Source organism: Nocardia sp. NPDC006982 (assembly GCF_042869435.1).
Taxonomy (GTDB): Bacteria; Actinomycetota; Actinomycetes; order Mycobacteriales; family Mycobacteriaceae; genus Nocardia.
Map to the genome: position 1 here is coordinate 336,931 of NZ_JBIAFV010000001.1, position 26,435 is coordinate 363,365.

At 66.0% G+C, this 26,435-nt stretch carries 1 protein-coding gene (running past one end of the window); it reads right to left on the reverse strand.

The genetic code is table 11. The annotated features are described in order from the left end of the window. Positions 1-26,435, reverse strand: the 3' portion of a protein-coding gene (locus ACFYOW_RS01760; RefSeq protein ID WP_387283538.1) for a PfkB family carbohydrate kinase. It continues 2,380 nt past the right edge of the window; the window shows 26,435 of its 28,815 coding nt (coding positions 2,381-28,815); the start codon falls outside the window, past its right edge; the stop codon is at positions 1-3.

Sequence of the window (26,435 nt, forward strand, 5' to 3'; positions counted from 1 at the left end):
TTACTTCAGGGGGTTTGCGCGCCACAGGATGGTGCTGAAAGACATTCTGATCAAACCTGTCTCGGGGTTCGCGTGCCGAGCGAACGCCTCTCGGTAATGTCGATCGTTCTGATCGGCAAGATCCGGATCGCCGAGATGCTCGAAATATGAATGATACAATGACATCACTTCGCCGAGATTGAACTCGTCACTCCAAGGGTAAGCCCCGCGATAAAAGTCGGTGAACAGCGGCGAGCTCCAACCCTCGCCTTCAGGTCCCTTATTCACCGTCTCGAACGTTCTCGACGGTTCCGGCCCAGAATTGAGATCTTGCATAGTGACGTCATTAACGGTCCTGTTCCAGAGACTTACTACTCGCCCGCCAGATTTCAGGACTCGATGTATCTGCGGGTTCACCGTTTCCAGATCCAACCAATGGAGAGCCTCCGCCGAAATCACGAGATCGAATGTGTCCGGTTCGAAGTGGTCGGCGATCTCCTCGGCCAAGCAATGGACCACCGTTACCGAGTCACCGAGATTGTGGACAAGTACCTCGAGCATAGCGGCATCGGGCTCCAACACGGTGATATCGGCACCCGGCATCCGCCTTTTCAGTTCATTGGTATTCAGGCCGGTTCCGGCGCCGATTTCCAATATCCGCGAATTACTGGGAAGTCCACTCAGTGCCCGTTCCCACGCAGCTTCCGCAAAAGGTTTATGTCGGCGACCCAGATGATATGACCAGGCGTCCGTGCCGAACACATGTTTCAGTGGCACATCGCCTGTATCATCCCGGGGACCGACGTTACGTCCGTCAGATCCCTTCTGTTGATCGCCGCGCGGAACCGCTGTGGCCGAAGTAGATCCGAACCCCTGCGGTCGCACTCCCGAATCCTCCGAAAGCCCCGTCGATGACAAGAAATCCGAGAACGCAGTCCGATATCGGGCGGCGAGGTGGGCAGAGAGCCGTCCTATCGGAAAGTCTTTTGCACGGACGGTGCGATGTATTATTTGCCGGAAATATTCTTCGAGATCGGCCTTCGAGATGCGTGAACTGTGCCGCTCTCGCGCGAATTGCCGTGCCATGAAGTCGTATTCGGCGGCTATTGTTCGTTGCATATCATCATCTTCCGATGAACCCGGTACGGTGGCGGCCCACTTCGAGAATCTGAGGTCGAAGTCATTTCCAGCGTCGAGGTGTGGATACAGATCCCAATCCAGCGCATACGGGGAAATCTTCAACGCGTTTGCCCATCGCTGGATGAAATCGAACGTGATAACGCCGCCGTTCTCAGCTGAATCTACCGTAACGACCTCGATACCCATTGCAATGGCGAGTTGCGCTCGAGTCAATCCGCGCTGTTCCCGGACTGCGCCGAGCCATGCCCCCACGGTATCGCGTACAAGATTCGAAACAGGCGGATACCCATCGACCGCGGTGGCCGGTTGCTTCGCCGCCGTCTTCGATTCGTCCCGCTGCTCGAACGTTCCGGCGCTCGGCGATCGCATCGCGGACGAACGGCTCCAAGGTGTCGGCGATGGCGAATCCGGACTCGACACAGCAGCACTCCCCGGCACAGCGGCAACAGGATCGTTGTTTCGGGAACGTGCCGGTTTTCTCCGGTAATAGAGACTCGTGGCCTCCTTCCATTCGGGTATCGACGCGAAATCGCTGGGGACCGGAGCCGATTCACCGAGCCGATCCATGCGATAGGAGTAGCCCCACGCCGCGGCGAAATCGTTCCAAGGACCGGCCTGCCACAGGAATCGGTCGTACGTCCGGAGCGCGGCGTCCACGCTCACCGGCGGACGACCCGGACTCCATCCGAACAAACGTCTTGTGTCGTTATCGGTGAGCCTGTTCACCCGCTGGAATTCATTTTTGTACTCGGCCGGAGATCGAGTCTTGCCCGGATCGGGGAATAGGAATATTTCCGTCGAGCAGTGGGGGAGGTTCCGTTTGACCACGGCGGGTTCCACAGCTTGATCGATCGACGGAAATGCTTCGATGATATTGCTCCGGATAGCAAGATCGGCAGCGCTGTCGTCGAGATACGCGTCCACCATCTCGGTCGACAGCGGAACCCATACTGTCTCGCGTCTTCTGACCATGGCTTCCGTCATGCCCGTCTCGGTCGCCACTTGCGACAAGCGAACACCCGCCTGCTCGCGGCGATATCGGAGATAGCTGCCCGCGTAGGGATGGCCTTCCGGGAAATGCGGCGTACCGGGCATTATCGACCGGAGGTAGGCCTCGGCGAATTCTTTCGACGGCGGAGAACCACCCGCCTCGATATCGGCGATAGCGTCCTCCGCCATCCCCATCTTCGCGGCGAGATGGCGACGCGGGAGACCGGTGCGCAACCGCAATACCCGAAGGCAGGCGCCCATGGGCGCATCGTCACCGATGCCATCCGACAACCGGACGGCCAGGGCGCGTACATGCGCCGCCCACACTCTGGGCACCAGATGATCCGCGGCCTCACGGTTATCAATCGTCAGGGGAATTACGCCGAGTACAACCGCGAGTCGATCCGGGCTCGAACCGGTGTATTCGCGGAACCGCCGAAGGCTCCTGCCAACGGTAGCGGGCGGACCGGCCACCAGATTCGGACAGAAGGCTTGGGCGAGCGGAGCGTAGAGGTGACGGGCATCGGGAACACGGCGCAACAGTGCGCGCACCTCGTCGGTGGGCAGTTCCTCGGTGTCGTCGTCCTCGATACTCTGCCAGGTCCCGGGCTCCCCATCGGTCAGCAGATCCATCTCCTCGGGTGTCAGTGCGAGGTATCTGCGAACATCACGCGCCCAGTCACGGGGGAGGTCGTAGGCATGCGGATGCGGAACGGGTTCGTCAGGGGCCGGGTCGGATTCCGCGCCGATCTCGGCAAGCAACCGCCTGATCCGGCGGCCTTCGACAGTGTGCATCCGCGCGTACTGCCCGAGACTTTGTGTGACGAACCCGGCCTCCCGATTCCGCGCCCGAGTCTCGTACCAGCGCCGGAATCCCTCCGCGTCCGGCGTTTCGGCCACCGTGGGCCCGCCGTCGCGACCATCGGCACCTGCGTCCGGTGACGCGCTCAGGAGGGAGAGATCGAGCTCGTCGGCATGCGGCATCGACTCGTAACCACCGGAATGCGCGACCGCGTGCGCACCAGCCGACAGACCGACCTGCACCGCACGGTCGATAGGCAGCCCGGCCGCCAACGCCACCGCCAACGCGGCGGTGAACGCGTCGCTCCCGCCGGTCGTGTCGACGACTGAAGTGCTGTGCGCCTCGAACCGCGCACTGCGACCCTGATGATGCACGGCACATCCAGACGCACCGAGCGTCACCACAATCGTTGGGACACCCAGTAACTCGAACAAACGCTCGGGCAGCAACGCCGCGTCGATCGACGCGGCATCGATCGACGCGGCGGACAGTAGCGCCCGCGCCTCGATCTCGTTCGGCACGAGAATGTCCGCCATACGCACCGTGTCGAAGGAAACCTGTTCGCGTGGCGGAGCCGGTTGCAGAACGACCTTCGTACCATTCTCCCGGGCAACAGCGGCGGCATGAGCGATAACCGCGTCGGATGTGGTGAATGTCAGCAGCACGGCCTCGGCGTTCTCGATCGCGCCGCGGTTACGTTGAATGTCCTCGTTGGTCAGTCCCAATTCGCCAGGGTCGTGGTAAATGAACGACACTTCTCCGTCCGCCCCGACGAGACACGCGGTCTTCGCAGTCGAAGTCTCATCCTCGATGCGCACGCCAGCACTGCCGACTCCCTCACGGTGCAGAACGGCTCGAATATCGCTGCCGAACCTATCGCGCCCGATCGCGGACACGACCTGCACCGTTGCGCCGAGTCGCGCGGCGGCTACAGCCTGGTTGAGAGCCTTACCGCCCGGAACCTCACGAAAGGATCGCGCGTCGCGATATTCCTGCGCCTCTGGAAGTTCGTCGTAACCGACGATGACATCAATAACAGCGTCACCGACCGCCACCACCCTTCGACCACTCAGCGCGGTCTGTCCTGGACGGTTTCCTGATGACGAGGCGGGCTGGGTCGACGATGAGTCCGTATCAACCGCCGCACTGGATCCTGGTTCGACATCCGAACGAGTTTCGTCGAAATAACGCGCCAAATTACGTGGTGCGGCAGCGCGAAGCATCTCGTCCGAAACATCGCAGACACGACCGAAATTGCGCAGATAACTTATGGATACACGAACATCAGATTCCGCCTTTTTTACCGTATCCACGTGGACACCAATGGCGTCGGCGAGTTGCCGCTGAGTCATCTTACGGAAGTTCCGGACGGCCCTGTGCCAGTCACCGAAGGTAACGAAGGCGGAGTCCCTGGGATCGGGGAGAGCATTATCGAAAAAATGTCGCAATTCACGCGGAGCAGCAGTACGAAGGACGTCGTCCGAAATACCCAGAACGCGACCGAAGCCACGCAGATAGTCAACGGTTATGCGCGCTCCTGCCTCGGCCGTCATGACCGTTTTCCTACTGAGTCCCATGGCGTCGGCAAGTTGTTGTTGTGTCCGTTTATGCAAGATCCGGACGGCCCGCAGCCATTCGCCGACCATGCGCATTCTTTCGCCGCGACTGCGCTCCGGCATCGGCTCCGCGACATCCCTGGCCCGACTTTCAGGCCTTGAACCTCTGTCGTCAGAACCGATCCGGAAATCGGGTGGCGGGAAGGCGATATCGGTGCCGGGCAGCAGTAGCGAATGACCGTCTCTATCGAAGGCCATCACCCAGATGCCTTTCAACTCGGCCGCGGTCGTCTGGTCGTCCCACACCCCGAACAGCCCTTTACCGGGATCCTGCAGTTCGAGCCACCCGTCCCCCACCTGCTCGTCGTACCGGTATTCCAGCCGGTAGGTGTGGCCGCTGACCCCGTGCTCGTCGACCGCGTGGGTCCCGTCGATCACCACGATCGACACCCCGTCGCGCTCCTCGGCAGGCAATTCCGCCACCAGCTCGCGTATCGATTCCTCGACCTGTCGGTGGGGTTTGACCGGATCGATCGCGACCCGTCCCAAACGCCCGTGCAGATCCGACACATAGGTTCGCACCGACAAGCCATCCAGGCCAACATTTTCCGAAACACCGACATCAGGCCTGCCGGTCCGATCCTGATGCAATTGCTCGGTCAACGGTGCGCATCGACCCGCGGTATGTCCATCGGTTCGGACATACGCCACCGTGCCGTCACCGGCGGCGGTTTCCGCGACCGCGGGTGGCGCGACTTCCAGCGCCGTCGTCAATTGGGCGTCGAAATCGATCTCTAGTCCGTCCAGCTCAGCGGTCCGGATCTGCACCGCGTCGGCCTGATTGACCATTTCGCACAGTGCGGAGCACCGGTCGGCCAGCGGCCACACCTGCTCACGAAGGAGCGGATCTCGCAATCGCCGCACCGATTCGGTGACGGCCTCGTCCACCTCGACCGGATCCAGTTCCTCGGCCCGCACTTCGGACAGGGTGTGCAACTGGATCGATGCTTTCGTGCCGAGCACCGTCATTGTCTGCTCCAGCGCTTGTGCTACCAGACGACGCAAACCCGCGAGTTGCTCCAGGGGCGAACCCATTCGGCCGAGGTCCACACCGGCGCGGTCGGCGAGCCGGAGCAGTTCGTCGGACGCTTCCGCACGGCTCGATTCGGCGTCGACTGCGCGGGAAACGATGGCCTGAAGCGGCACCGCCGCAGCCTGCAGGCGGTGCCACCACCCCTCCCACTCGCCAGCATCGTCGTCGACAGCGGTCATCCGGCGCAACGCGCGATACCGCTGAGCCACAGCGGACATGCGGCCGGATTCGGCACCCGCCCGCACGAGGTCGGGCGGACGCGCCGCACCGTCTTGCGATATGTCCCAGCCCGCATCGCGCAGCCAGGTTTCGCACGTGGTCGCGGCGAGACGCAGCGACGACCAATCCGTGCCGAGTCCACCCCGAAAAATATTGCGGTCCAGCGGGAACTGTCGAAGATGGGCCGCTATCATGCTGGCGAGCCGCTCGTTGGCGACCTGCGTCCGATTGCGGGTTTCGGCGAATGCCGCTGCCACGGTATCGATCCGGCCGAGCCGTTCGGTCGCGTGGATGATCCGGCGAACGAGGTCTACCGCGCGGTCGAGCCGATCTGCCCGCTGCGCGAGCGCTAGTACCTCGGCACGGGTGGACTGATCGGCCTGCCTGCGGATAGATCCAGGCATCGACGTGGCCGGGTCCAGCTCCAGCATCTCCGCGAGCTCCGCGGTCATCCGCTCCCGCAGTCCGGTCAACCGAGCCAATTCCTCGGCACTGGTGGTATCCAGGTCGGTCGGATCGATGCCGAACTCCTGGTGTTCCGCATCCAGAGCGAAGAGATCACGGCGACGCCCAGCCACCACCCTGTCACGTGCCGGGGCCAGATGAGGCTCCAGCCACCCGAGATTCGGCAGCTCGGGTCCGGGAACGCGCACCGCGACGGGCACACCCGCGAGTTCCGCCGTGGCCCACGTCAGCCATACATCCAGGTCGGTGCGCAGCCGATGCGCCTTATCGTCGAGATCAGCGAGCGTGTCCGCGTCCCGGACCAGCCCGCGTAGCCGCGCGCCCCGCGCCGACTCCTGCGCGTCGATGGGCATGCGCCGCAAGCGATCTCGCAGTACCACCGATACGATGCGAGTGCTCTGATGCGCCAGTCCGTGTTCGCGAGCCGCGGCGCGAAGCAGTTGCCGCATCCGCTCGCGGGAGCGCCACTGTTCCTCGACATCCCATAGCGCCGTGCCGAGCCGGTACAGGGTCCGAGCTCGGCGCTCCAGCCGCTGCAGTGCCTCTGCCTGCTCAGCCGCCGACGCGAGCGTTGTCCCGAGCACGCCGAGCAGCACGTCTACACGACCGAAACCGGCACCCACCAGGGCGAGTACCCGCGCCATCATTCGGTGTGATGCCGCGCGGCGCCGGGACAGCTCCTCTTCCACCGCATCGATCGCCCGAGCCCACCGATCCAGGCGATGGATATCGTCGACCAGCTTCGCGACCGGCTGGTATTCGGCGAATTGGTGTGCGGCGGTGGCGAATTCCGGTGTCGCGGGCCCGTAGGACCGCACCCGGGTCACCGCCCGCAGGATCCACTCGTCAGCCGCCTGGCCGTCCCCGATTCTGAGCAACCGGGTCAGATCGCCGCGGACCCTGCTGTGCCGGGCGAACCAGCCCTCCCACGCGGGCGAGCCCATCCGCAGCAGTTCGGCTGGGTCGACGGCGTGGTCACGCAGCGCTTGGGCGAGTTCCCGGCGTAGCCGCGCGGACTCCTCGTCCGCACGACGTGCGAGCGCCAGCCGGGCGGTGGGGTCACCTTCGCGCACTTGTTGAGGTGGCAGACCGTCGCCGGGATCGGTGGGGTCCAGCGGATCGGCAGTCGACGCTGGAAGAGCGACACCAGTGGCGGGCTCTTCCGGAGAAGCCGCCCGCGAGGACCACGGCGGCGGAGCTGACGAATTATCCTGCCGATCCTGTCCATCGGTGGGCCTGGCGAGTCCCGACCATGGTGTGGCCCTGGTGGATTCGGGGTGCGGGGGCGATGACTGCGGGCTCAACCGCTCGTCGGCCGTCCGTGACTTTGTTTTCGCGAACAGCGTGGGATTGATCTCGGCGGGCGGACGCCACACCTGCGCCGCCTGCTCGAAGTCATACGCAAAGGCCAGCAGAGACGCCTCGGCGAACGGGGCGCCGACCCACATCCACGATTCCGGCTTATCGTCAGGTTTGCGGTATCCGATCGGCTGTGCGACGGCCGGATACCCTGCCCTGGCGCTCAGCTGGGCTCCGGTGTCCCTGGCGAACAGCAACGCGTCCAATCGGTGATCGAATGCGGAATCGAGCCGCTCCCGTGCGGTCGCCACAACGTGGGCGCGATGAACGTGGTATTTCTCGAGTACCGCTGGATCGTCCAGGTCTATTCTGCTGGCCTGGATCAACCTGCCCTGCCCGTACAGGGTTGTGCCCAATGTGTAGGCGTTGGCTCGGTTGAAACGTATCAGGTCGTCCAGCGTTTTGATCGGCGCGCTCGCAGGCAGCCCGGCCAGGTAGCGATTGAAATCCCGCTTGAGCTCGTGGGGGAAGAGGGCGCTGGGCAGGCCGGTCAGAGGCACCTCGACCGGGATCAGAGTCGCGCCTCGCGCTATGAGTACCGCTTGCGCCGCAATGAACGCGGGGGATGCGGCCACCCCCGCCACGAAAGCCACACCAATTCGGCTGCCACGCAGGGCATCGACGGACAGTGCGGCGGTGTAATCCGTGTCGGCGCTGCCCGCGATGACCGCCGTCGCCGGATCCTGTGGGTCGGTTCCGGCCAACACGGTGAGCAGCGCTGCCGCGCCGTACACCGTCCGGGCGATGGGGCCCGCGGTGTCCAAGGTGCCCGCGCCCGGCACAATTCCGGTTTTGGGCAGCAACCCGCCCGTTGGTTTGACCCCGACCACCGAGTTGGCCACCGCCGGACTGTTGATCGACCCCGAGGTCTCGGTGCCGATGGCTACCGTGGCCTCGGCGGCCGCGACGGCAACTGCCAACCCGGTAGAGGATCCGGATGCTGGGAACTCCCGGTTGTACGGATTGAGTACGGTCCCGCCGAGAGTGCTATAGCCGGCCTCCATACGATCGCTGACGAAATTCGCCAGTTCGGTCATATTGCCTTCACCGAGCAGTATGGCTCCGGCCGCCCGCGCTCGCTGCACCACGACGGCATCGAGGAAGGGATACGAATTGCGCAGCGCCACCGCGCCGGCGCTCGTCGGCAGTCCGGCTACATCGATATTCGGCTTGATCAAAAGGGGAATTCCGTGCAGCGGTCCCCGCACACGTCCCCGTCGGCGTTCGGCATCCATCCGCTCGGCCTCATCGAGAGCGTTCGGATGCAGCACATGAATCGCATGCAGATCCGGGTCCACCAACCGGATCCGGTGCAGATACGCCCGGACGAGCTCGACCGAGGTCAGCACCCCATCCGCCATCGCGCGCTGCAGCGTGTCGATATCGGCCCGGTCCAGATCGACAGGGGGTGTTGCGGGGTCCCGAGCTCCGGTCAACGGAAACTCCTCGGGTGCCTCGTTCTCGACGAAATAGTCGACGACCGCTCGCCAGTCACCGAGCGCTCGAGCGCTCGTCTCGGCGCCGATCGGACACCCCAGCCACGAGGCCACCGTGAGCACCCGCCGCTGCATGTCGGTCCTGGCCGGGTGGCTGCCATCCACCAGCGCGGGAACGATGTCCGCGTCCGCACCGGTCAATCGCGCCACCGTTTCCGGGCCGGGCCGCAGGTCCACGCCGACCCCATCCAGTGCCAGGAACGACTCCGCGTCCGCGAGCAGCTTCAGCATCCGAGAAGCGTCGGTTCGCCCACTCAGCCGCCGGAGCTCGGTGACCGGGTCGGTGGTGACCGACTCCGCGCCGCCGACCATCTCGGTCAGCTCCCTTTCGATCCGATCAGCCCTGCGCTGCAAGCGATCCCACACCGCGGGATCAGGTGGTCCCCACCAGGCCATCTGCGTCATCGCGACGGCGACGTCTCGCTGCCACCGCACCGTGTCCTTGATCCAGGACAGTAGGCGCAACAGCAGGCCCGCCTCGACCGCATCCCGCCACTGCCCGGAAGCCAAGTCCCGCAACCGATCCAGCGCCTGGTCCAGCGCCCATTGCAGCGGTGCGGCCCGCACCTCGTCCGGGTCGATCTCGATCAGTTCGGCCAGCGACGTGCGCAGAGCGTGCCACCGCTCGGCGGCCTCGCGCGCGGCGACCGACGCGACGGAAGGCTCGGCGGTCGACACCGCACCGATCGGGTCCGCAGCGGTGACCGGGCTTGGAACCGGCCCGAGCCCACCCGGGTCGAGGAACCGTGCGAGCGCCACGATCAATCTCGACAGTTCCCTGGATCGCATCTCGGCGGCGACTCGCCGCAATGCGACCAGCGGGTCGACGGTGACCGGTGGTCCGGTCAACCACGCCTTGCCTGCCAGTCCGACCACATGGCGCAGATCGTTATCGAGATCTTTTCTCCGGCCGGCCAATTCGGCTCTTGTGCGGTCCAGTTCGGCTTTTCGGGCCGGATCTCCTTCGTGTTGGATCCGGTCGACCGACGCGGCCCGGAAATCCGCGTCCAGCCGCAACCACTCCCCGATCCAGCGGCCGATCCGGGTCAGCTCACCCGCCTGCTTCGCTCGTTCCCAGCTCGCGGGATCGAAATGCCGCAGCCGCGTCAACACCACGTTCAATCCCTCGCGTAGCGGCGCGTGCCGCACCAGGTCCGGATCCACCTGCAGCGATTCGGCCAGCTCCGCCCGCAGCGCCGATCTATCGACCGGCGACGGTTCGGCTTGGTCGGGCGCCGTGATGACCGGCGGGCGCAGCGTGGTGACGTACTGGTGCACGACCGACCGCGCCTTGTGCGCGGTGACGCCGTTCGTCTCCCCGTCGGCGAACCCGGCGGCGATCGTTTCCTCCGGGTCCAGAATCTTTTTGTCTCGGTCTTTGAAGGCGACTGCCGGTAGGTCATTCCACCACTGCTCGCAGGACTCGTTGATCAGGCCCTGCGCATGCCAGTGCGCCCACGTGTCGCGCAGCACGGTCTCGACGTTGCGGCTCAGTTTCCCCTTCGTGGCGTTATCGATGGCGTGCGCGAATTCGTGGATGACGTAGTCGCGCAGGGGGTTCCCCGTGCTCGGGTGTATTCCGGCGGCGGCGTCACTACGGGTGCGTTCGAACGCGTCCATACCGTCGGCGAGCCGGCGCAGGTTGATTGTCATCCAGGCTGTCCGGTCGCTGTTGAGCGCGCCCTCTACTGAGCTATCGAGGTCCGGATCGCTCATGACATCGATCCGCAGCCCCCGAATATTGGTCATCAGTCGGGTGAAGCCGGGCGCATAGCGGTATTTCGTGAGCAGCTCGTCCAGTGTCGCGAGGATCTGCTGCGCGGCATGAGCGGTGACCTCGGGACGGTCGAGACCGACGATCGTGAAGTACGGGTGTGCAAGGGCGAAGTCCGTCACCGCCCGGGCCTTGACCTGTGCGTCGGCACTGAGCCCGGCGATATGCGACACCTGCTCGGGGCTGTGCTCCGCGTACCGCTCAGCCTGGGCGAGCGCGGCCAGGAACCGCTCGTGCATATCGAGCAGCATTATCTGGTGCATGGGCGGCACGCTGGGGTTTGCGATCAGCGCCCCGAGGTAGGCCACCTCCACCCGCATGTCGGTGATGTCGTTGCGAGCGAAGCTGTGGTTGTGCCACAGGTCCCGGCCATCGACGCGCCGGACGAACGCGGCCGCGAACGGACTGTCATCCTCGTCCACCGAAGTGCCGGCCCCGCGCCCGGCCACCACCTCGCCGGTCGGGCGGATGCCCCAGTGTGCGGACGTGCGCGCGGTTGCGGTGACCGCGTCGAACAAACCGAGACGTAGACCGGAAGGGGAGTCGAGATACCGGGGATCCACCGCCGCGCCCGCGGGGAGCACAGTGTGCGCCGATCGTGCGGTCGGGAGCTCGCGGTAGAGCTCACGGCCGCCGAAGACGGGCAAGCTGACGCTGGCGACCGGCGCGCGCATCTTCCTGGCTACCTGGTAGTTCAGCCACTCCTTCGACGCGTCGAACGGATCAGCGTAGGTCTCCCTGATCATCTGAGCGCCGTTCGCGAAGGTCAGGACCTCGATCAGCACCCGCGGCGTGTCCTCGACCACCTCGACCCGCACGATTTCTTGTCGTAGGAGGCGGGCGGCGGCGGTGTCGAACGGCGTGGGCGACAGAGCGTCCGCTCGCTCTCCGGGATAGCGCCGACCGCCACTGCGATGTTCGGCGATCTCCGGATCGGGCGGAATATACGGGGAGGTGCCCTCGGCGGAGGCGGGCACCCCGACCTCGGTCTCCGGCATTACCTCCAGCGCCGAATCCAGCCACCGATCCAGATCGGCGTCGAATCGGTCGATTTCCGCGGTCGGGTCGGTGATCTTGTCGGCGGCATCGACCACTCTGCTGAGGTGGAAACAATGTTCTGCGCGCGCCCGCACCACGTTGTCTCTCGGATCATCCTCAGCCAGTTGAGGGAACACCTCGAACATCGCCGGAATCACGGATTGAATCAGCAGTGCCTCAGCGGGCACTCGGGCCAACTGGCGCAACCGGTTCGGAGCAGTCGATCCCAACTCCAGCGCCAGCCAGTCCAGGTCCTGTTTCACCATGTAGCGCAGCGCTTCCCGCAACTCCGACAGCGTGCCCCACCGGCCCATGTCCACACCGGCGGACGTGGCGGCACGCCATAGCTGACGGTGGGCCAGCGCGCGCTTCTCGTCGGCGTCACGTCGGCTCAGCAGTAGCCCTTTGAGTTGCGGCCCGGGCTTGCGCAGGCGGTAACCCCATTGACTCCACAGTGTTTCGTCGTCATGGGCTTCGATCAGCCGACGCAGCCCGAGATAGCGCTGCGCAACGTATTGCTGCGCGCTCGGCTCGTTACTCGGCCGCAGCTCCTGGACGCGCCTGTGCACCTCGGCGACGGTCGACTCCGCCCATCCCTCGCCGGGCAACCGGGCCGCACACCGGCGGGCTGCGTCGAGCAGCGACGTCGAATCGTGCCCAAGTCCTCCCCTGCGTCTATCCAACGGGTACTCCCGAAGGTGATCGGCCGTCAGGCGAGCGACCCGCGCGCGTGCCAGATTCCGCTGGTGGTGGGATTCGTCCATCGCGGCTGTCACGGCATCGATACGGGTGAGTTGGGTGTTGGCGCGGACGATTCCACGAACGAGGTCGATGGCGGTGTCGAGCCGCGCCGCGCCCGCATGCCCGAGTACGTCTGGATGCGCCGACTGCAGACTCGTCAGCCGCATCAGGTCATACGCACCCGCCCCCCGTTCGTCGAGTGCGGGCATATCGATGTCGAATTCTTTGCCCAACCCGTCCAGCAGGGCTACGAGCATGCTGCGACGTCGGGACATGACGTCATCGCGCACAGCGGCCAGACACTTGCTCAACGATGATAGGGGGCGCAGGTGATCGGAGGTTCCGTGCACAGCGGCCAGATAATCGCCCAACGATGCGGAGGCGGTCAGGCGGCGCAGCTGATCGGGGGTCCCGGGCACCGCCACCGGTATGCCGGTCAACGTCCGAGTCAGGTGCTCGACCGCGGCGGCCGCATCGGCATTCAGTAGATATGTGGTGTCGTAGAGTTCCGCGGCCGCAGTAGCTCGCTCCGCCAGCGGATGCAGATCCGCCGTGTGGCCCGTGGCCGTCGCGGACCCCTGGGCAGCCGCCAGCAGATGTCGCAGGCGGACGCGCAGCAACAGCATCCCCGGCCGCGCATGCGCGGCTGCGGGCAGGTAGTGCCGCGCCGCCGAGAGCATCCGCTCATGCGCGGGCTCGAGCGACCGCAGCGTTCGCTCGTAATCCATTGCAGCCGTGCCGAGTTCATAGATCTCGTCAGCTTGTGCCGCCAGCCGGCGCAGAGCCTCGGCCTGCCCGACCCCCGCCGGGAGCATCGAGCCGATTACTCTAACCAGCGCACCGACCGGCCGGAAGTCGGCGACCACGCGCATCAGACCGTGCACGCGTGTGGTCAGCCGACGCAATTCACCGGCGCGACGTGTCAGCTCGGCCTCGACCGCGTCGACCGTCCGGGCCCATGTGCTCAGACGCTGGATTTCATCGATAAGCCTTGCGGCGGAGGAGTATTCGGCGAATACCTGACCAGCGGCAGCGACCTCGGGTGTCAGGTAACCCCGCGCCTGCCATTCCCGCAGCACATGATGTATCCATTCGTCGTCCACCGCTTGGCCGCGCCCGATGGCGAGCATTCCGGCCAGATCACCGCGGACCTGCCGATACCTGGTGAACCAGCTCTCCCAGGCAGCCGATCCGGTGCGCAGCAGTTCGTCGGGATCGATGCCGCGCGGCCGGAGCAGCTCGACCAATTCCTGCCGCAGCTCCGCGGCTCGGGCGTCGGCACGACGCGCTGCCGCCCACCGGTCATTCGGCTCGGCGTCTCCGCGACCAGGCGCGGGGTCATCGGGACCCGTGCCTGCTATGGGAAACATCGGCAGCGCGGGATCCCCTGGGGTGGTGGCGGGCTGCCTGGAACGGTTCGCCACACGATCGGCGAGGTCTTCGATCAACCGATCCAATTTCAAACAGCTGGTGGCGTGATGTACCACCGTGGAGGTTTCGAGGTATTCCACGATTGCTTCGGCCAGCCGGGCGGTCTCAGTGCCGAACACCGCGGTCGAACGCTTCAGTTCGGCAAGCGGATCGCTGCCCTCGGTCGCGGATTGCACCATGGGTTTCGGCACGCCCATCAACTCGGCTAACCGCGCGGTCTCAGCGGCGCGTCGACCGGGCAGCGAATCGGCCAAGGCGGTGTCGCCCTCGATGGCACGGGCGGTCGCGATCTGCGCGTCGTTTTCCAAGCGCATCGCGTCGACGATCCACGATCCGAGACCCGCCGGGTTGGTCCCGGCCAGCCGCGACCAACCCGCGTCGTCGAGCGCGCGCAGATGGTCCTGCAGTCGTCTGACCGGTGCCTCGAGATATTGGCGCACCGTCAGATCCGACGCGGCGATCCCGAGCAGGCTGGCCAGGGTCTCGTGGGCATGCTGAGCCCGAGTCTGCTGCGGTTCGAGTGACGCGGCGCTGGGCTCGAACGGTTCGATCCCCAGCCAAAGTGCCGCAGCGCGAAGCTTATTCGCGGTCCTGACACGTTCTCGTCGGGCGTCGCTGAGATCCTTATCCAGATCATCTGGTGGGGCAACAGCGCGATCCGCAAACTGAGCGCGCACCTGCATCTCGGCGCGCGCCTCCCGCACGACCACGACACGTTCGCCCGGTGCCGACACCGCCCCCGCCACGACCTCGGCGTGGCGCGTTGCGGCCGGTTCGGCATGCGACGAAGCGGGAAGCCTCGCCGATTGATGGATGTCCTGCTCGACTCTTCCGGCGAACGCGACTCGGAGTGCGGCGCGGGACTCCGCGATGATCTCGCCCGCAGTGGCGGCGTCGATCCGCAACCGCGCGGCGGCGTCCCGCACCGAAATGCCCTGAATGAAATGCAAGTTGACCAATTGAACCGCGATCTCGGGGTCGGGCAACTCCACCAGAGCGGCTCGCAAAGCCGCCGTGAGCTCCTCAACGCCCAGGTTCGACGCCGCCTGCGCTTCGGTATCGGCAGTCGGATCTGCCAGTTGCGCTTGCCGACCATCGTCGTTCAGCGTTTCCGATCTGAAGGGGTCCTCGATGATTTCCCACGCTTCAGCCACCTCAGCCAGCGACAAGCCGACTGCCCGCGCGATCTCCGTATTGTCAGGAGCCACCGTGGTCCGTGCGCGCAGCTTGCTGACATAGGAAGCAACCGCGATCACTTTTCTCAGCTTCTTCCGGTCCAGACCCGGGAACTTCGACTCGAAGTACAGCCACCGCGCCACGCCGCGGCAAGTCGCCCAGGCATGAGCATCGAAAGGCACCCCCCACGGCACATGCCGGACGATCGCACGCATAATTGCCATTGCGAAAATCTGCGCTACGTCGTCCACGGACATTGCGGCGTCGTTCACCGATGTCGCCAGCGACCGATATCTCCATGCCGCGGCCCGCGCGATCCAGTCGTACCGTCCATAGAGATTGTTGGCTATCGCCGCTTCGTCCGACGATCCCGGCTTGGTGTCGATCAGCTTCCAGAACGCCCCATCGTCCGGCTGCGGCGTCTCCGAATCACCGGGGCTGCGGATCAACCGCACGACTGTGCGCATCGTGTCGTGGGGGACATCGAGCGCATCCCGCCATCTACGCAAGAAATCAAGGCTGGCATACCCGGACTTCTCCAACTTCGACACAGTTCGTGTATCGCGACCCATGCGTTGGGCGAGATCGGATTGCGTCAGCCCCCGGGCCTGCCGAGTAGCCACGAGCCAATCCCTGACCGGCTTACGTTCGGCCAGTGCCGGGATCACTCTCGTGAGGCGGATCCGGCGCTGCTCCGCGCCTTGCCGAAGTTCGTCGGGAATACCCAGCGCCGCACAGAAGTCCGCTAAATAGCCAGCCGTTATGTCATGGCCGCGTTCAGCGGCGCGCACTGCCGCAAGACTGCGCCCCATACGGTCGGCGAGGTCCTGTTGGGTGAGAAGATAGTGCAGGCGGGTCGCTTCGTACCACTGCGCGATCGGCCGATCCGGCGCGTCCTCAGGTTCGGGAATCGAATCATCGAAATATTGTGCGAACTCGGGCCCGAGGTGCTGCGCTGCAGAATGCAGCACATCACGCGAGATACCCAGAGCCACACCGAAATCCCCTAGGTAACTCATTGTTATCGCAGCACCGTTTTCGGCACTGCTCACGGCTTTCTGATGTGTTCCCATGAGGTCGGCGAGCTGTTCCTGGGTCATGCCCGCACGCTTGCGGACCACTCTGAACCAGTCGGCTATCCGACCACCGCCATGGTTGCCCGCGATGCCGTGCGATAGGAATGCTCGGGCGAATGCGGGATTTCCGAGATGGGCGAATCGCGGGTTGTAGATCGGCTCGCCGACCCGTGCGCCGAGCACCCGGCCGTCGGGCGAGTACGACACCTCTCGCGGCCACAACCGGAAGACGGTCTCACCGAGAAGTCCACCGGGAGCGAGGATTTCGGCTTGGTCGTGGCTGAGGTTCGAGATCGGGCCGCCACCGGAAATGTCCTGGAGGGTGGCGTCGACGTCGATGCCGTAGGGATGGTAGATCTCGAGCATGTGGCGCGTGTACACGTAGGTGCCGTCGGGCTCGCGACGCATCTTGCCCTGGGCCGCCATCTCGGCGACCCACGTCGCGTCGGGGATGTGCTGGAGACCCCGAACGATGACATGCTCCGGGCTCCGCGACAGCGAGACGAACCCATCTGGTTTCGCACGGCCGGTCGAGCCCACGTGCGAACTGATACCGAGAGCGCCGATATCGCGTGCAGCACAACCGCTTTCGAAGATCTCCTGGCCGCGGTCGTCCATCCGATAGAGCGCGTTGCGCGGCTCGAGGTAAGCCCCGCCCGCACTACAGTCGCGCCACACCGGGCGCAGACCGTCGCCGCGGGTGCTGACGAATATCGCGCTCGGGTCGACCGGTGCGACGGCGTCGGACATCGCATGGACCGGCACGTCACGGGTGAGATACCGCGGCAGCGTCCCCCCAGGGACGAAGCTGGGCGGTTGGGCGCTGGTGTAATGCCGTCCGGACGGTGCCGCGAGTTCGCTGTCGACGACCTCGGTGAGATACCGCTGACCGATCGTGTCCGGCGTGGCCAGGGTATTCGTGCGGACCCGCTCGATAATGGAATCGATGGCGACCACCAGCCGACCGTCGGCGATCCGTGCCAGCACGTCGGCGCGGCTCAAACCGTGTGCGGCGGCGTATGTTTCGATCAATTGCTCCCGGCGTGGATCCACTGGTACCACGCCGCGCGGTGCGGCTCGGGTGCCGACTCCCGCCGCGCCCAGGACGAGGGTGTCGTTGGCGGCGAAATCCGACATCTCCCGCGCACCCAGTATCGGATCGAAATGATCGATACCGAACACCATGCAGACCGCCGCGCCTTGCGCGCGGTGCCGGGCAGCCAGATCCGCGGCGTATTCCTCGACTCGGTCGGCGACGGCCGCGGTCACGCTCGCGACGATGCTTCTCGGCCGATCGGGGGCGGGTCGCCGCACCGCCTCCGCCCGCAGCCACTCGAGGTCCGATGGCTCGAAGCTACGAGGAAATCCCTTGTCCGGGTACACCAGCTGCATCAGCTGTTGGAACTTGGTGTGCGGATCGTCGACGCCGGTGCGGATGAAACTGTAGGCGTCGATCGTATCGCGCAGGTACTCGTCGACATCCGGCCCGTCGTGCGCGGGCAGGTGCAGCACCTGCGCCATCTCGCGCAGGACGTAGTACAGGAAAACCGCTTCGGGCTCGTGTCTTTCGAGCAGGCCCGCTAGCTGTTCGGACAGCTCCTCGTCCGCGGATTCGATGGGGATGCCGTACCCGAGCGCGATGTAGGCGAGCACCGCCATTTCGGCGTCCGGAGTACCGAAGCAGTCCGCGATCGATGAACCAGGTCCGGCGACAGGGCCTTCGACGAGGACGACACGGTTCTGCCCCGCGGTCCGCGCGACCCATTCCTCCAGCAGCGCCACGAGCGCCGTCGATTGCGGGAGCTCCGGGGCTGGAAAGTGTCGGGTTCCGACGAACAGGCTCTCGCCCGACCACACCGCCAGGTGCGAATCTGCTTGTGCGGCAGCGATCGTGGGGTCGGGCGGCCCCCGGCCCGGTGGACGATCGCCCATCGGGCGAACCGGGATTTCCCGGCCACGGCGACCGATGGGTTCGCCGTTGGTCGACAGCGGAAGTTCCGGTGTGCCATCGGATTTGAAAGCCAGACCGTGAAACTTAGCACCTACGCCGGCTGACTTTGTCAGATGGGCGGCCCATGCGTCCACCGCCTTGTCTCCGCGCACCGTCCGCACGGAGGCGTGCACCACGCCACCGGGTTCGACACGGGTGGCCTGCTCTACGACTACGACCATCCCATCCTCATGTTTCACCGTGAACGCGGACGCGCCGGTCTCCCCGAAATCCACCGCGCCGACCACGGTTCCGCCGGACCGTCGCGCATGCGCGATGATCGCCGCCGCATCCGGGAATCCGCCCGGGTGCCAATTCGCGAGGGTCCACCGGGACGCGTCCTTCCCGTCGACCCCTGCCAGCGGGATCTGATCCAGACGCTCCGGCGGAATATCGAACCGAGGCCGCGGGCCCGCACCATGCACTGCCGCTTCGGCGGCCACCAGGAAACAGGTCTTCGGCACCGAAGCGAGCCAGTGTTCACCGGGAGGGCCAGCCGGTGTGTCCTCCCGTAGGAATTCCTCGATCCGTTCGACCAATTCGCCCGGTGTGGCAGCGGTCAGGTCGGGGAAATGCCGCGCGAGTACGTCACCGATTTCGGATCCGCTGCCCGACGACAGCCGCCATCGCCCTTGATCCTGCTCGAGTGGTATCAGTAGCGCCATGGTTGCGCCGAGGTTCGTCGCCCACATCACCCGCTCCGAGTCTGCCGGGAGGTCGCGATGGGTTTCGACCAGCGGTGGCAGCTGCCGCGTGTACAGCCGATGGAGAAGGTGCGCGGGGTGGGACCATTCGAGCGTCGGCTCGGCTTTCATCTTGTAGTAGCCCACCGACATCAGATCAACGGGATCACGGAGCGGATAAGCGACCGTGGACGAAGGCGACACATCGCTCGCGACGACTTGTGTCTGCGTATCGAATGTCGCCGAGCCGAGCCGGCTGAGCCACTGGCGGAATGCGTCACTCGTCAGGCCCGCTTCCCGGCAGGTCAAGTAGTGGTCGAGCAGGCGGGCACGAACCTCGGCCGCCGTCTGCCGACGCCGCGGTCCCTCTGCCTCCGCTGCGGGAACCGTCCGAATCTCGACTCGACCGTCGGGTCCCGGTGTCACCGCGAGGTACCGCTTTTCCAGCTCATCGCGCCACAGTGCGTCGGCGAACCCCGGGCGCTCCACCGCCAGTGCCAGCAGACTCGTCATATGCCGGCCGGGCGGCGTGGCGACAACCAGCAGACCGCCCGCCGCGTCCGGTATGTACCCGATGCGGTCGTCCAACGCCTGTCCATGCCCGCGGCCGCGCAATTCCGCCGCGATGACCCGGCTGGTCAAGAAGTCGTCACGCTGCAGCTCGCTGCGCGATACGGCAGCGGACAATCCGGCCAGCTGCTCGCGCAAGTCGACATACTCCTGGATGTCGGATTCGCGGCGCAGGATCTTCGCCCGGCGAGCGGCGAGCCCAGCGTCCGAGAGTGGGATCGATGCCAACTCCAACGGGTCGACGCGCAGTTCATCGGCCAGCACGTCCCTATCGCGAGTCACCCACTCCCACAGCACCTCTGACACCGGCCGACCTGCTTGCTCATCCCGCTCCGACACCCCGAGTCGGCTCGCGACGGCATCGCGTGCCGCAGTCCATGCCCGGAGCTGTTCGGCGGCCTCGGCGGCGGCGCGGACCAAATCCTCGTATCGGCGAACCTCATCTGGGGACAGCCGGACGTCGAGTTGCCGTGGCACGCGGTCGACCGAATCCAGCTTCGTTTCGCGAAGCTTCTCGGCCACCCGCCGGACCAGCGACCGCAGGTCGGGGTCCCGGATAGGATCCAGCACTGCTCCGCCCCCGGTGTCCGGTACTTGCCGTGCCCGCCAGTCATCATCACCAAGGCTGACGTCAACGGTGATGTGCTGATGACCGTCCGTCGCGAGCAGTTGCCAAGACTCGCGCAAGCGGTAGAAGCGCGTGCCCGCCCCACGTATCGGAGATACCGCCTCCGTGAGCCGGTAGAGCAGTCCTTCCGCCGTTTTGGACGACATGCCCTGGAACCGACGATTCAGGATGTCACCCGCGTCGCCATGCCCGCGTGGTGGCGCGACCCGCCAATTCAGGCCGTCGACCTCGATATCGACCACGGCGTTCAGGACGCCGAGCTCGATATCGCCGCGAAGGACGGCGCGCCAGGACCGGTCGGCACCCTGATCGGCCGCGACCGGCAACGCGAACTTCCGGGTGGCAATCCTGATCAGCACGGCCGTGGGATGCGGCAGATCCATATCCACCCAGGGCTGCTCCTCGGCCGCCATGTAGGCGAATGCCTGCACCGTGCCATCCCGCTTGAGTCGGCCAGCGACGACTTCGGTTCCGGCAGCTGCCTTTCGGACATCTTTCTTGCTGTAGAGGCAATCTTTGCCCAACGCGCCGATCCAGTCGCCGAACGTCCCGGCGACCAGGTCGAGCTGCCGAAATCGCAAGTACTCGTCGAGCAGAATGCCCTCGACCTCGGCATCCGTCGCCGCACGGTACTCCCCCTCCGCGGTGCCCGCGGAAATCTTTGTCACGACTGGGCCGTCCGGACCTGGTGCCACTTGTCGGTATTGCCTGTCGAATCGCGGGTGCCACCCCGCGTCGACGAATCTCGAATCGGTCGTCACCACGTCGAGCATCACCCGACGGTGCATGCCTTCCGGTGCCGCGACGACCAATGTTCCGCCACTACCCAACGGGAGAAACGCGACGTAGTCGGTGAGTCGCTCGCCGGTGCGGCCCTCGCTCTGCCAGGAATTGAGCTGGTCCTCGATTGCGCTGCGTGCCGCGTCCCATACCGCGTCACGTCCCTCGTCAACGGCCGCCTGAGTGGGACCGGGCGGCGATGCGGATTCGGATGGCGACGCGACCGGCGGGTCGATCGGTGACGCGACCAGCGGGTCCGGATCAGTCGGCGACGCGACCAACCGGTCCGGATTAGACGGCGAGGCGGCCAGCGGGTCGGGATCGGGCTGATCGGCCGCCCCCACGGGTTCAGCGATGGATCGAACGTCGCGAAGCGACACCCTGCCGTTCTCGTCGACTGTCACCTCGCAGTAGTGGTACCGGGCCATGCGCTCCGATAGCTCGGCGCGCACCTCGGGTGCGACCGCGTCCATCGCGTGATCCAGCCCCGCAACGGATCCGGCGACGAATACCTCGGGTGCCTCGGCACCGCTTTCGACGACCGCTACCTGCGGCGCCAGCCAGCGCCCGCCCCCTGCGCTGATCACATTCTGTGCGAGCACATCTCGTGCTGCGGCCGCGGCGGCCTCGGCTCGAGCGCTGCGCTCCCGAACGAGCGCATACTCGTACAGCGCGAGGTAGTCGCGGACGATCTCACCGGAGGACGCGAGATGAGCGGCCTCGGCTAGCTCGGCTGCCATCCCCGGCGGGTGCGGCCGATCGTCTCGGAAGGTATGCGCCCATTCGATGAGCTCGTCCAAGGACCGAGCAAGCTCCCGCGGACTCGACTCGTCCGCGTTCGGCAGCCCGAGCCGATGGGCTCGCCGCCTGACCTCGTCCAAGGCGCGCCGTCGTACGCCCGCGGCCTCCGCGATCCATTCGCCCCACCCGCGCAGTGACGCCTCGACCTGCCCAGACGGCTCATACACCCGCGGATCGTCCACCGGCACCCAGCCGGAGCGGCGGTGCGAGCCCTCCAGCCCGAGCTGGGCGGCCAGGTACTCGCGAACACCACGAAGTCGCTCGAACTCGGTGTCGAGAATGTCCTCCAAGCGTTCACATTCGGCGACATAGCCGAGCAGATGGGTGAGTCTTCGATACCGCGTGGCGCGGCTGCCCAGGTGTGGAATTTCGGCAAGCTTCCCGCTGGCTCGTGCGCCTATCGGCGCTTGTCGCTGCTCGAATCCAGCCTGGGTTTCGGCGCGCCGCACCACGCCGACGGTGAGCTCAGCCCCCAGCGGGAGGATGTCTGCTGCCCGCAGATCCGTACGCAGAGTTGCGGTCAGTTTCTCGAATTCCCGGCGCAAGCCGGCGATCGAGAAACTCGGATCCGAGCGGTCCGCGACACACAGTTCCAGCCATTTGTCACGCAGGGCGCGTACCCGGACCAGCGTATCGAGCTGCCGCGACAGCAAATCCACTTCCTGGCGCACTCCAGGACGTTCAGTGGCGGGTGCTCGACCTGTCTCGAGTTCGTCCGCCGTGGCACGGAACCGAGCGACCAGCAACCTTTCCTCGTCCAGTTCGCCCGCACTTTCGACCAGGCGAGCGAGATCGAGATACTCGGTCACTATTTCGATCAGGTGCCCGACGACGGAGGATTGCCCGATCGCCTCGCCGAGAACCCGCCATTCTGCCGCCGGGTCCGAAATCTCGACCCGTTCGGCTGCCTGCTCGAAGCCCAGTTCCGGCAGCCAGGCGATGGCGGACAGGTTCATCGGCTGGTCGGCATCGAGGATTCCGCGCTTCAGCCACTCGGGGAGGGCGGAGAACTCGCCGCCCGCCGCCTGCCGCGTGAACCGCTGCCAGTACCGGTGATCCACGGTGCGCAGCCCCTGCTGGAAATGCTCGATGACACGCAGAACTCGCTGCCGTCCGTCACCGAGCTGAGTGAGGATCTCCGGTAGCCGCGCCTGATCAGGGTGGTCGGGTCGTGCGTTCGCCAACAGGTCGGCTAGCTCACGAGCCTTCGACTCGAACGCGCCGAACCATCGCGCCAGATACGCCGAACCGAGCCGCATGCGGGTGGCGTTGGCTCCGCACAGGGCGGCCAGGCGATCCAGCTCGCCGGACAACCTTTCGCACCGCGCGACCGCGGCACGCAACGCCCTTCCCAGGTCCCCGTCAACCGCGCGGCCATCATTGTCCTGCGATGGGTCGGGTGATTCCTCGGCACCCCCCGCTGCAGCATCGAGCGTCAACCGCTCCGGCTCGTGCGCCGTGAGGGGCTCATGTGGACGGTCGCCGATTTGCGCCGGGCTCGTTGGGTTCGGTGGCGACTCGTTGTCGTCCAGTCCTGTCGCATCGACTTCGTCGGTACCCGCGACCTGGAGCATTGGCGCGCGCAGTGGAGCGAGCGCGATCCCCGTCCACGGTGTGCTGGTGCTCGGCCGCAGTTGCGCGTCGCCCTCCCTGAATTTGATGACAATCGCGTATATATGCAGGTTATTCGGCAGTTTGCCCGGTTCGAACAGTTGCTTGGCACCGTTGTCGACCAGCGGGTCGCGCCATTTGATGACGCCCGGTTGGGCCTTGTCGTGGAACAGCAAGCGGGCATGGCCCTGGCCCGACATCGCGCGGGCACGATCACTCTCGGTGACGACGTAGGCGGCGGCCCCCGGTGCCATTTCGCGCAACAGGTCCGCCAATTGCTCCCAGGTCTCCACGGGTTCCCACGGCTTGTTGAGCAGTACGGGGGGCAGTCGTTCGGGGGAGACACCGCCGAGCTGAGGATCGGGGGGCAACGGCGCGGCCGCGAGATTCTGTGCGAGCGTGACACTTTCGGTCTCCTCGGCGGCATAACCCGCGACCAGATGCGCACAGTCGATCGGCGTCGGCGCACTGGGCGGGGTGGACGGACGGAATTCGCTGTTTCCCTCCAGGGGCGCATCGGCCCCGGCGACCGGCAGCAGGGGCCGGTCCGAGTTCGGTCGGGTCGCCGGGGCCCCGGTGCCGAGTTGCCGCCACATTCCCACCGGCAGACTGTGCAGCGGTACCCCAATATCTCGCCTAGGTGGAGCGGATACCGTTGGCCTCGTAGGGAACTCGGGAGAAGCGGGCTTCGGCGCAGCCCCTGACCGCCGGTCGACCGCGTAGCGGCTCGATATACCCGGTACCCGGGCACGGCCCGTCGGGATGGACTGCAGCGCCTCCCATCGCTTGCTCAGCCCCTCTGGCCCCATCTGAACCAGTCTGCTCAACCACTTCTGGCCCGAGTCGCCGCGGACCGCGGCGATGGCTGTTGCCTCGGCGAACACTCGGTTGAACCCCACCGCGGTCTCGGACAGTGCCGCCAAGAGCAGGCACAGCCGCGCGACATCGATCACGCGGTCCGCATGACCTGGGTCCGCTCCAGTCCCAGCCGACGGTGCCTCCCCTGATGTGGCCTCCGCGAGGACCCGCTCGATCCGCTGGGTGCTCAGTTCGTCCGGCTCCACTCCGAGCAGCCGCGCCAGTTCCGCTGTCGCCGTGGCAAGTTCGTCGTTCAGCCGCGCGAGTTCTGGCGACCGCGGTGCCAGTGCCCAGTGATCGATCTCGATACCGTGTTCGCGGGCCAGTTCCCGAGAAAGTTCGCCGCGGCGCAAACCCAACCGGATCCACTCCGGACGCAACGGCGACGAGAACCACCACGACTCGCCCAATGACTGCCGGGGTCTGCTGACCGGTCGGGGTGAGACATCCGGGGGAGAGACGTCTGTCGCGGACGGCAGATCGGTGTCCTTCGGAATCGGCGGCAGCGCGGCGAGTTCGGCGTCGATCCTCAGATATCCGGCGAGTATCTCTACCAGTCGGTGCACAGCCGACCCGGGCGCGTCCTGCGCGGCCAGGCGCTGCAATTCCGCCGTCCGTTGCCCCGATAGCGCCGTACCGTCCGGTTCCAGTCCGGCATCCCGCAGCCACTGCAGCACCTCGGCCGCTTCGCGGTTCGCCTCCGCAATATCGCGCAGTTGCCGCCCGAACATCTCGCCGAGATTCGCCAACAACCCCGTCCGCACAACGGGATCCAGCTGCGACCACCCGAGCTCACCCAGCGATCGGGACCAGCTCTCGAAACTGTCGATCACCCGCTCGAGCGCCTGCCGCCCCCACCACCTCAACTCCTGCGGAGTGACCTGCAATAGCTCCGCCGCCCGCGCGGCGGCATCGGCATGCCGGCGCACGAGCTGCTGTGGATCGGGAGCGGTCGCGCCCGCCTCCGGCAATTCGGCTCCGGTCGACTGTACGCTCGAATCCCCTTGTGGCGCATCATCATCAGTCGTGTCGACTCTGTTCACGGTCGACGATACCGATCCGAGCATCGCGGCACCGGGCACCAGAGATTGCGCCCTGCCATCGGAGGCCGATCGCGGCGCGGAGGTCTCCTGCGGGGCCTCTCGCGTGGACATCTCCTGCGAGGGGGGCGACGCGGTTGGATCAGCACGGGGAGTCGCGGCCGATCCGGTGCCCCCGGGCTCGCCGGACCGCGGCGCAGAGGTCTCGTGCGCGGTCCGCGACGCAGCTGAATCACCACCGGGAGCCACTGCCGAGTCGGCGCTTCCGGGCTCATCGGACGGCGGCGATTGGGCGGCCGCGCTGTCTCGACGCGCCTGCTCGGTCTCGGCCAATTCCTGGTCACGCAACCCCCGAGCGCGGTCCAGTGCCGCCTCTCGTACCGGATTCGGCAACTGGACACCGACACCGTCTCGCTCCAGTACCGCTACCCCGGGTGCACCTTTACCCGCTGTCTCCGCGGGCTGGGCGGGCGGGGACTTCGGAGCCGAGTATGGGCCCGTACCATCGCTTTTCGAACCGGCTGGAGCCGCGGAGCCGGCCGATCGAGCCGACGTCGAGGCATCATCGGATCCGCCGACAGGCACCGATGCCCGCGCCGCGTCCGCACCCGCCCTGGCACCGTACTCACGAATCGCCCCCTCCAGCAGGGCATCGCGATCGGCACCGGACACCACACCAACCGGTTCGGGGGAGGCCGAAGGCCGCAACCCAGCGGCCACGAGCGCGTCCCTCGCCGCCGGTGTCAGCGCCGTCCCGTCACGATCTGGCGTCTCGGCCAATTCCTGCTCACGCAGCACGCGCGCATGCTCCAGGGCGGCCGATTCCAGCGGCCGCAACCCAGCGGCCACGAGCGCGTCCCTCGCCGCCGGTGTCAGCGCCGTCCCGTCACGATCTGGCGTCTCGGCCAATTCCTGCTCACGCAGCACGCGCGCATGCTCCAGGGCGGCCGATTCCAGCGGCCGCAACCCAGCGGCCACGAGCGCGTCCCTCGCCGCCGGCGTCAACGCGGTCTCGTCACCAGCCAGTGTCTCGGCCAATTCCCGCTCATACAGCACGCGCGCATCATCAAGCGCCACCGCCGAATTGGCGTTACCCTCCTCGGCCCCGAGCCGCAACACCAACTCCGGAGACTTCATCA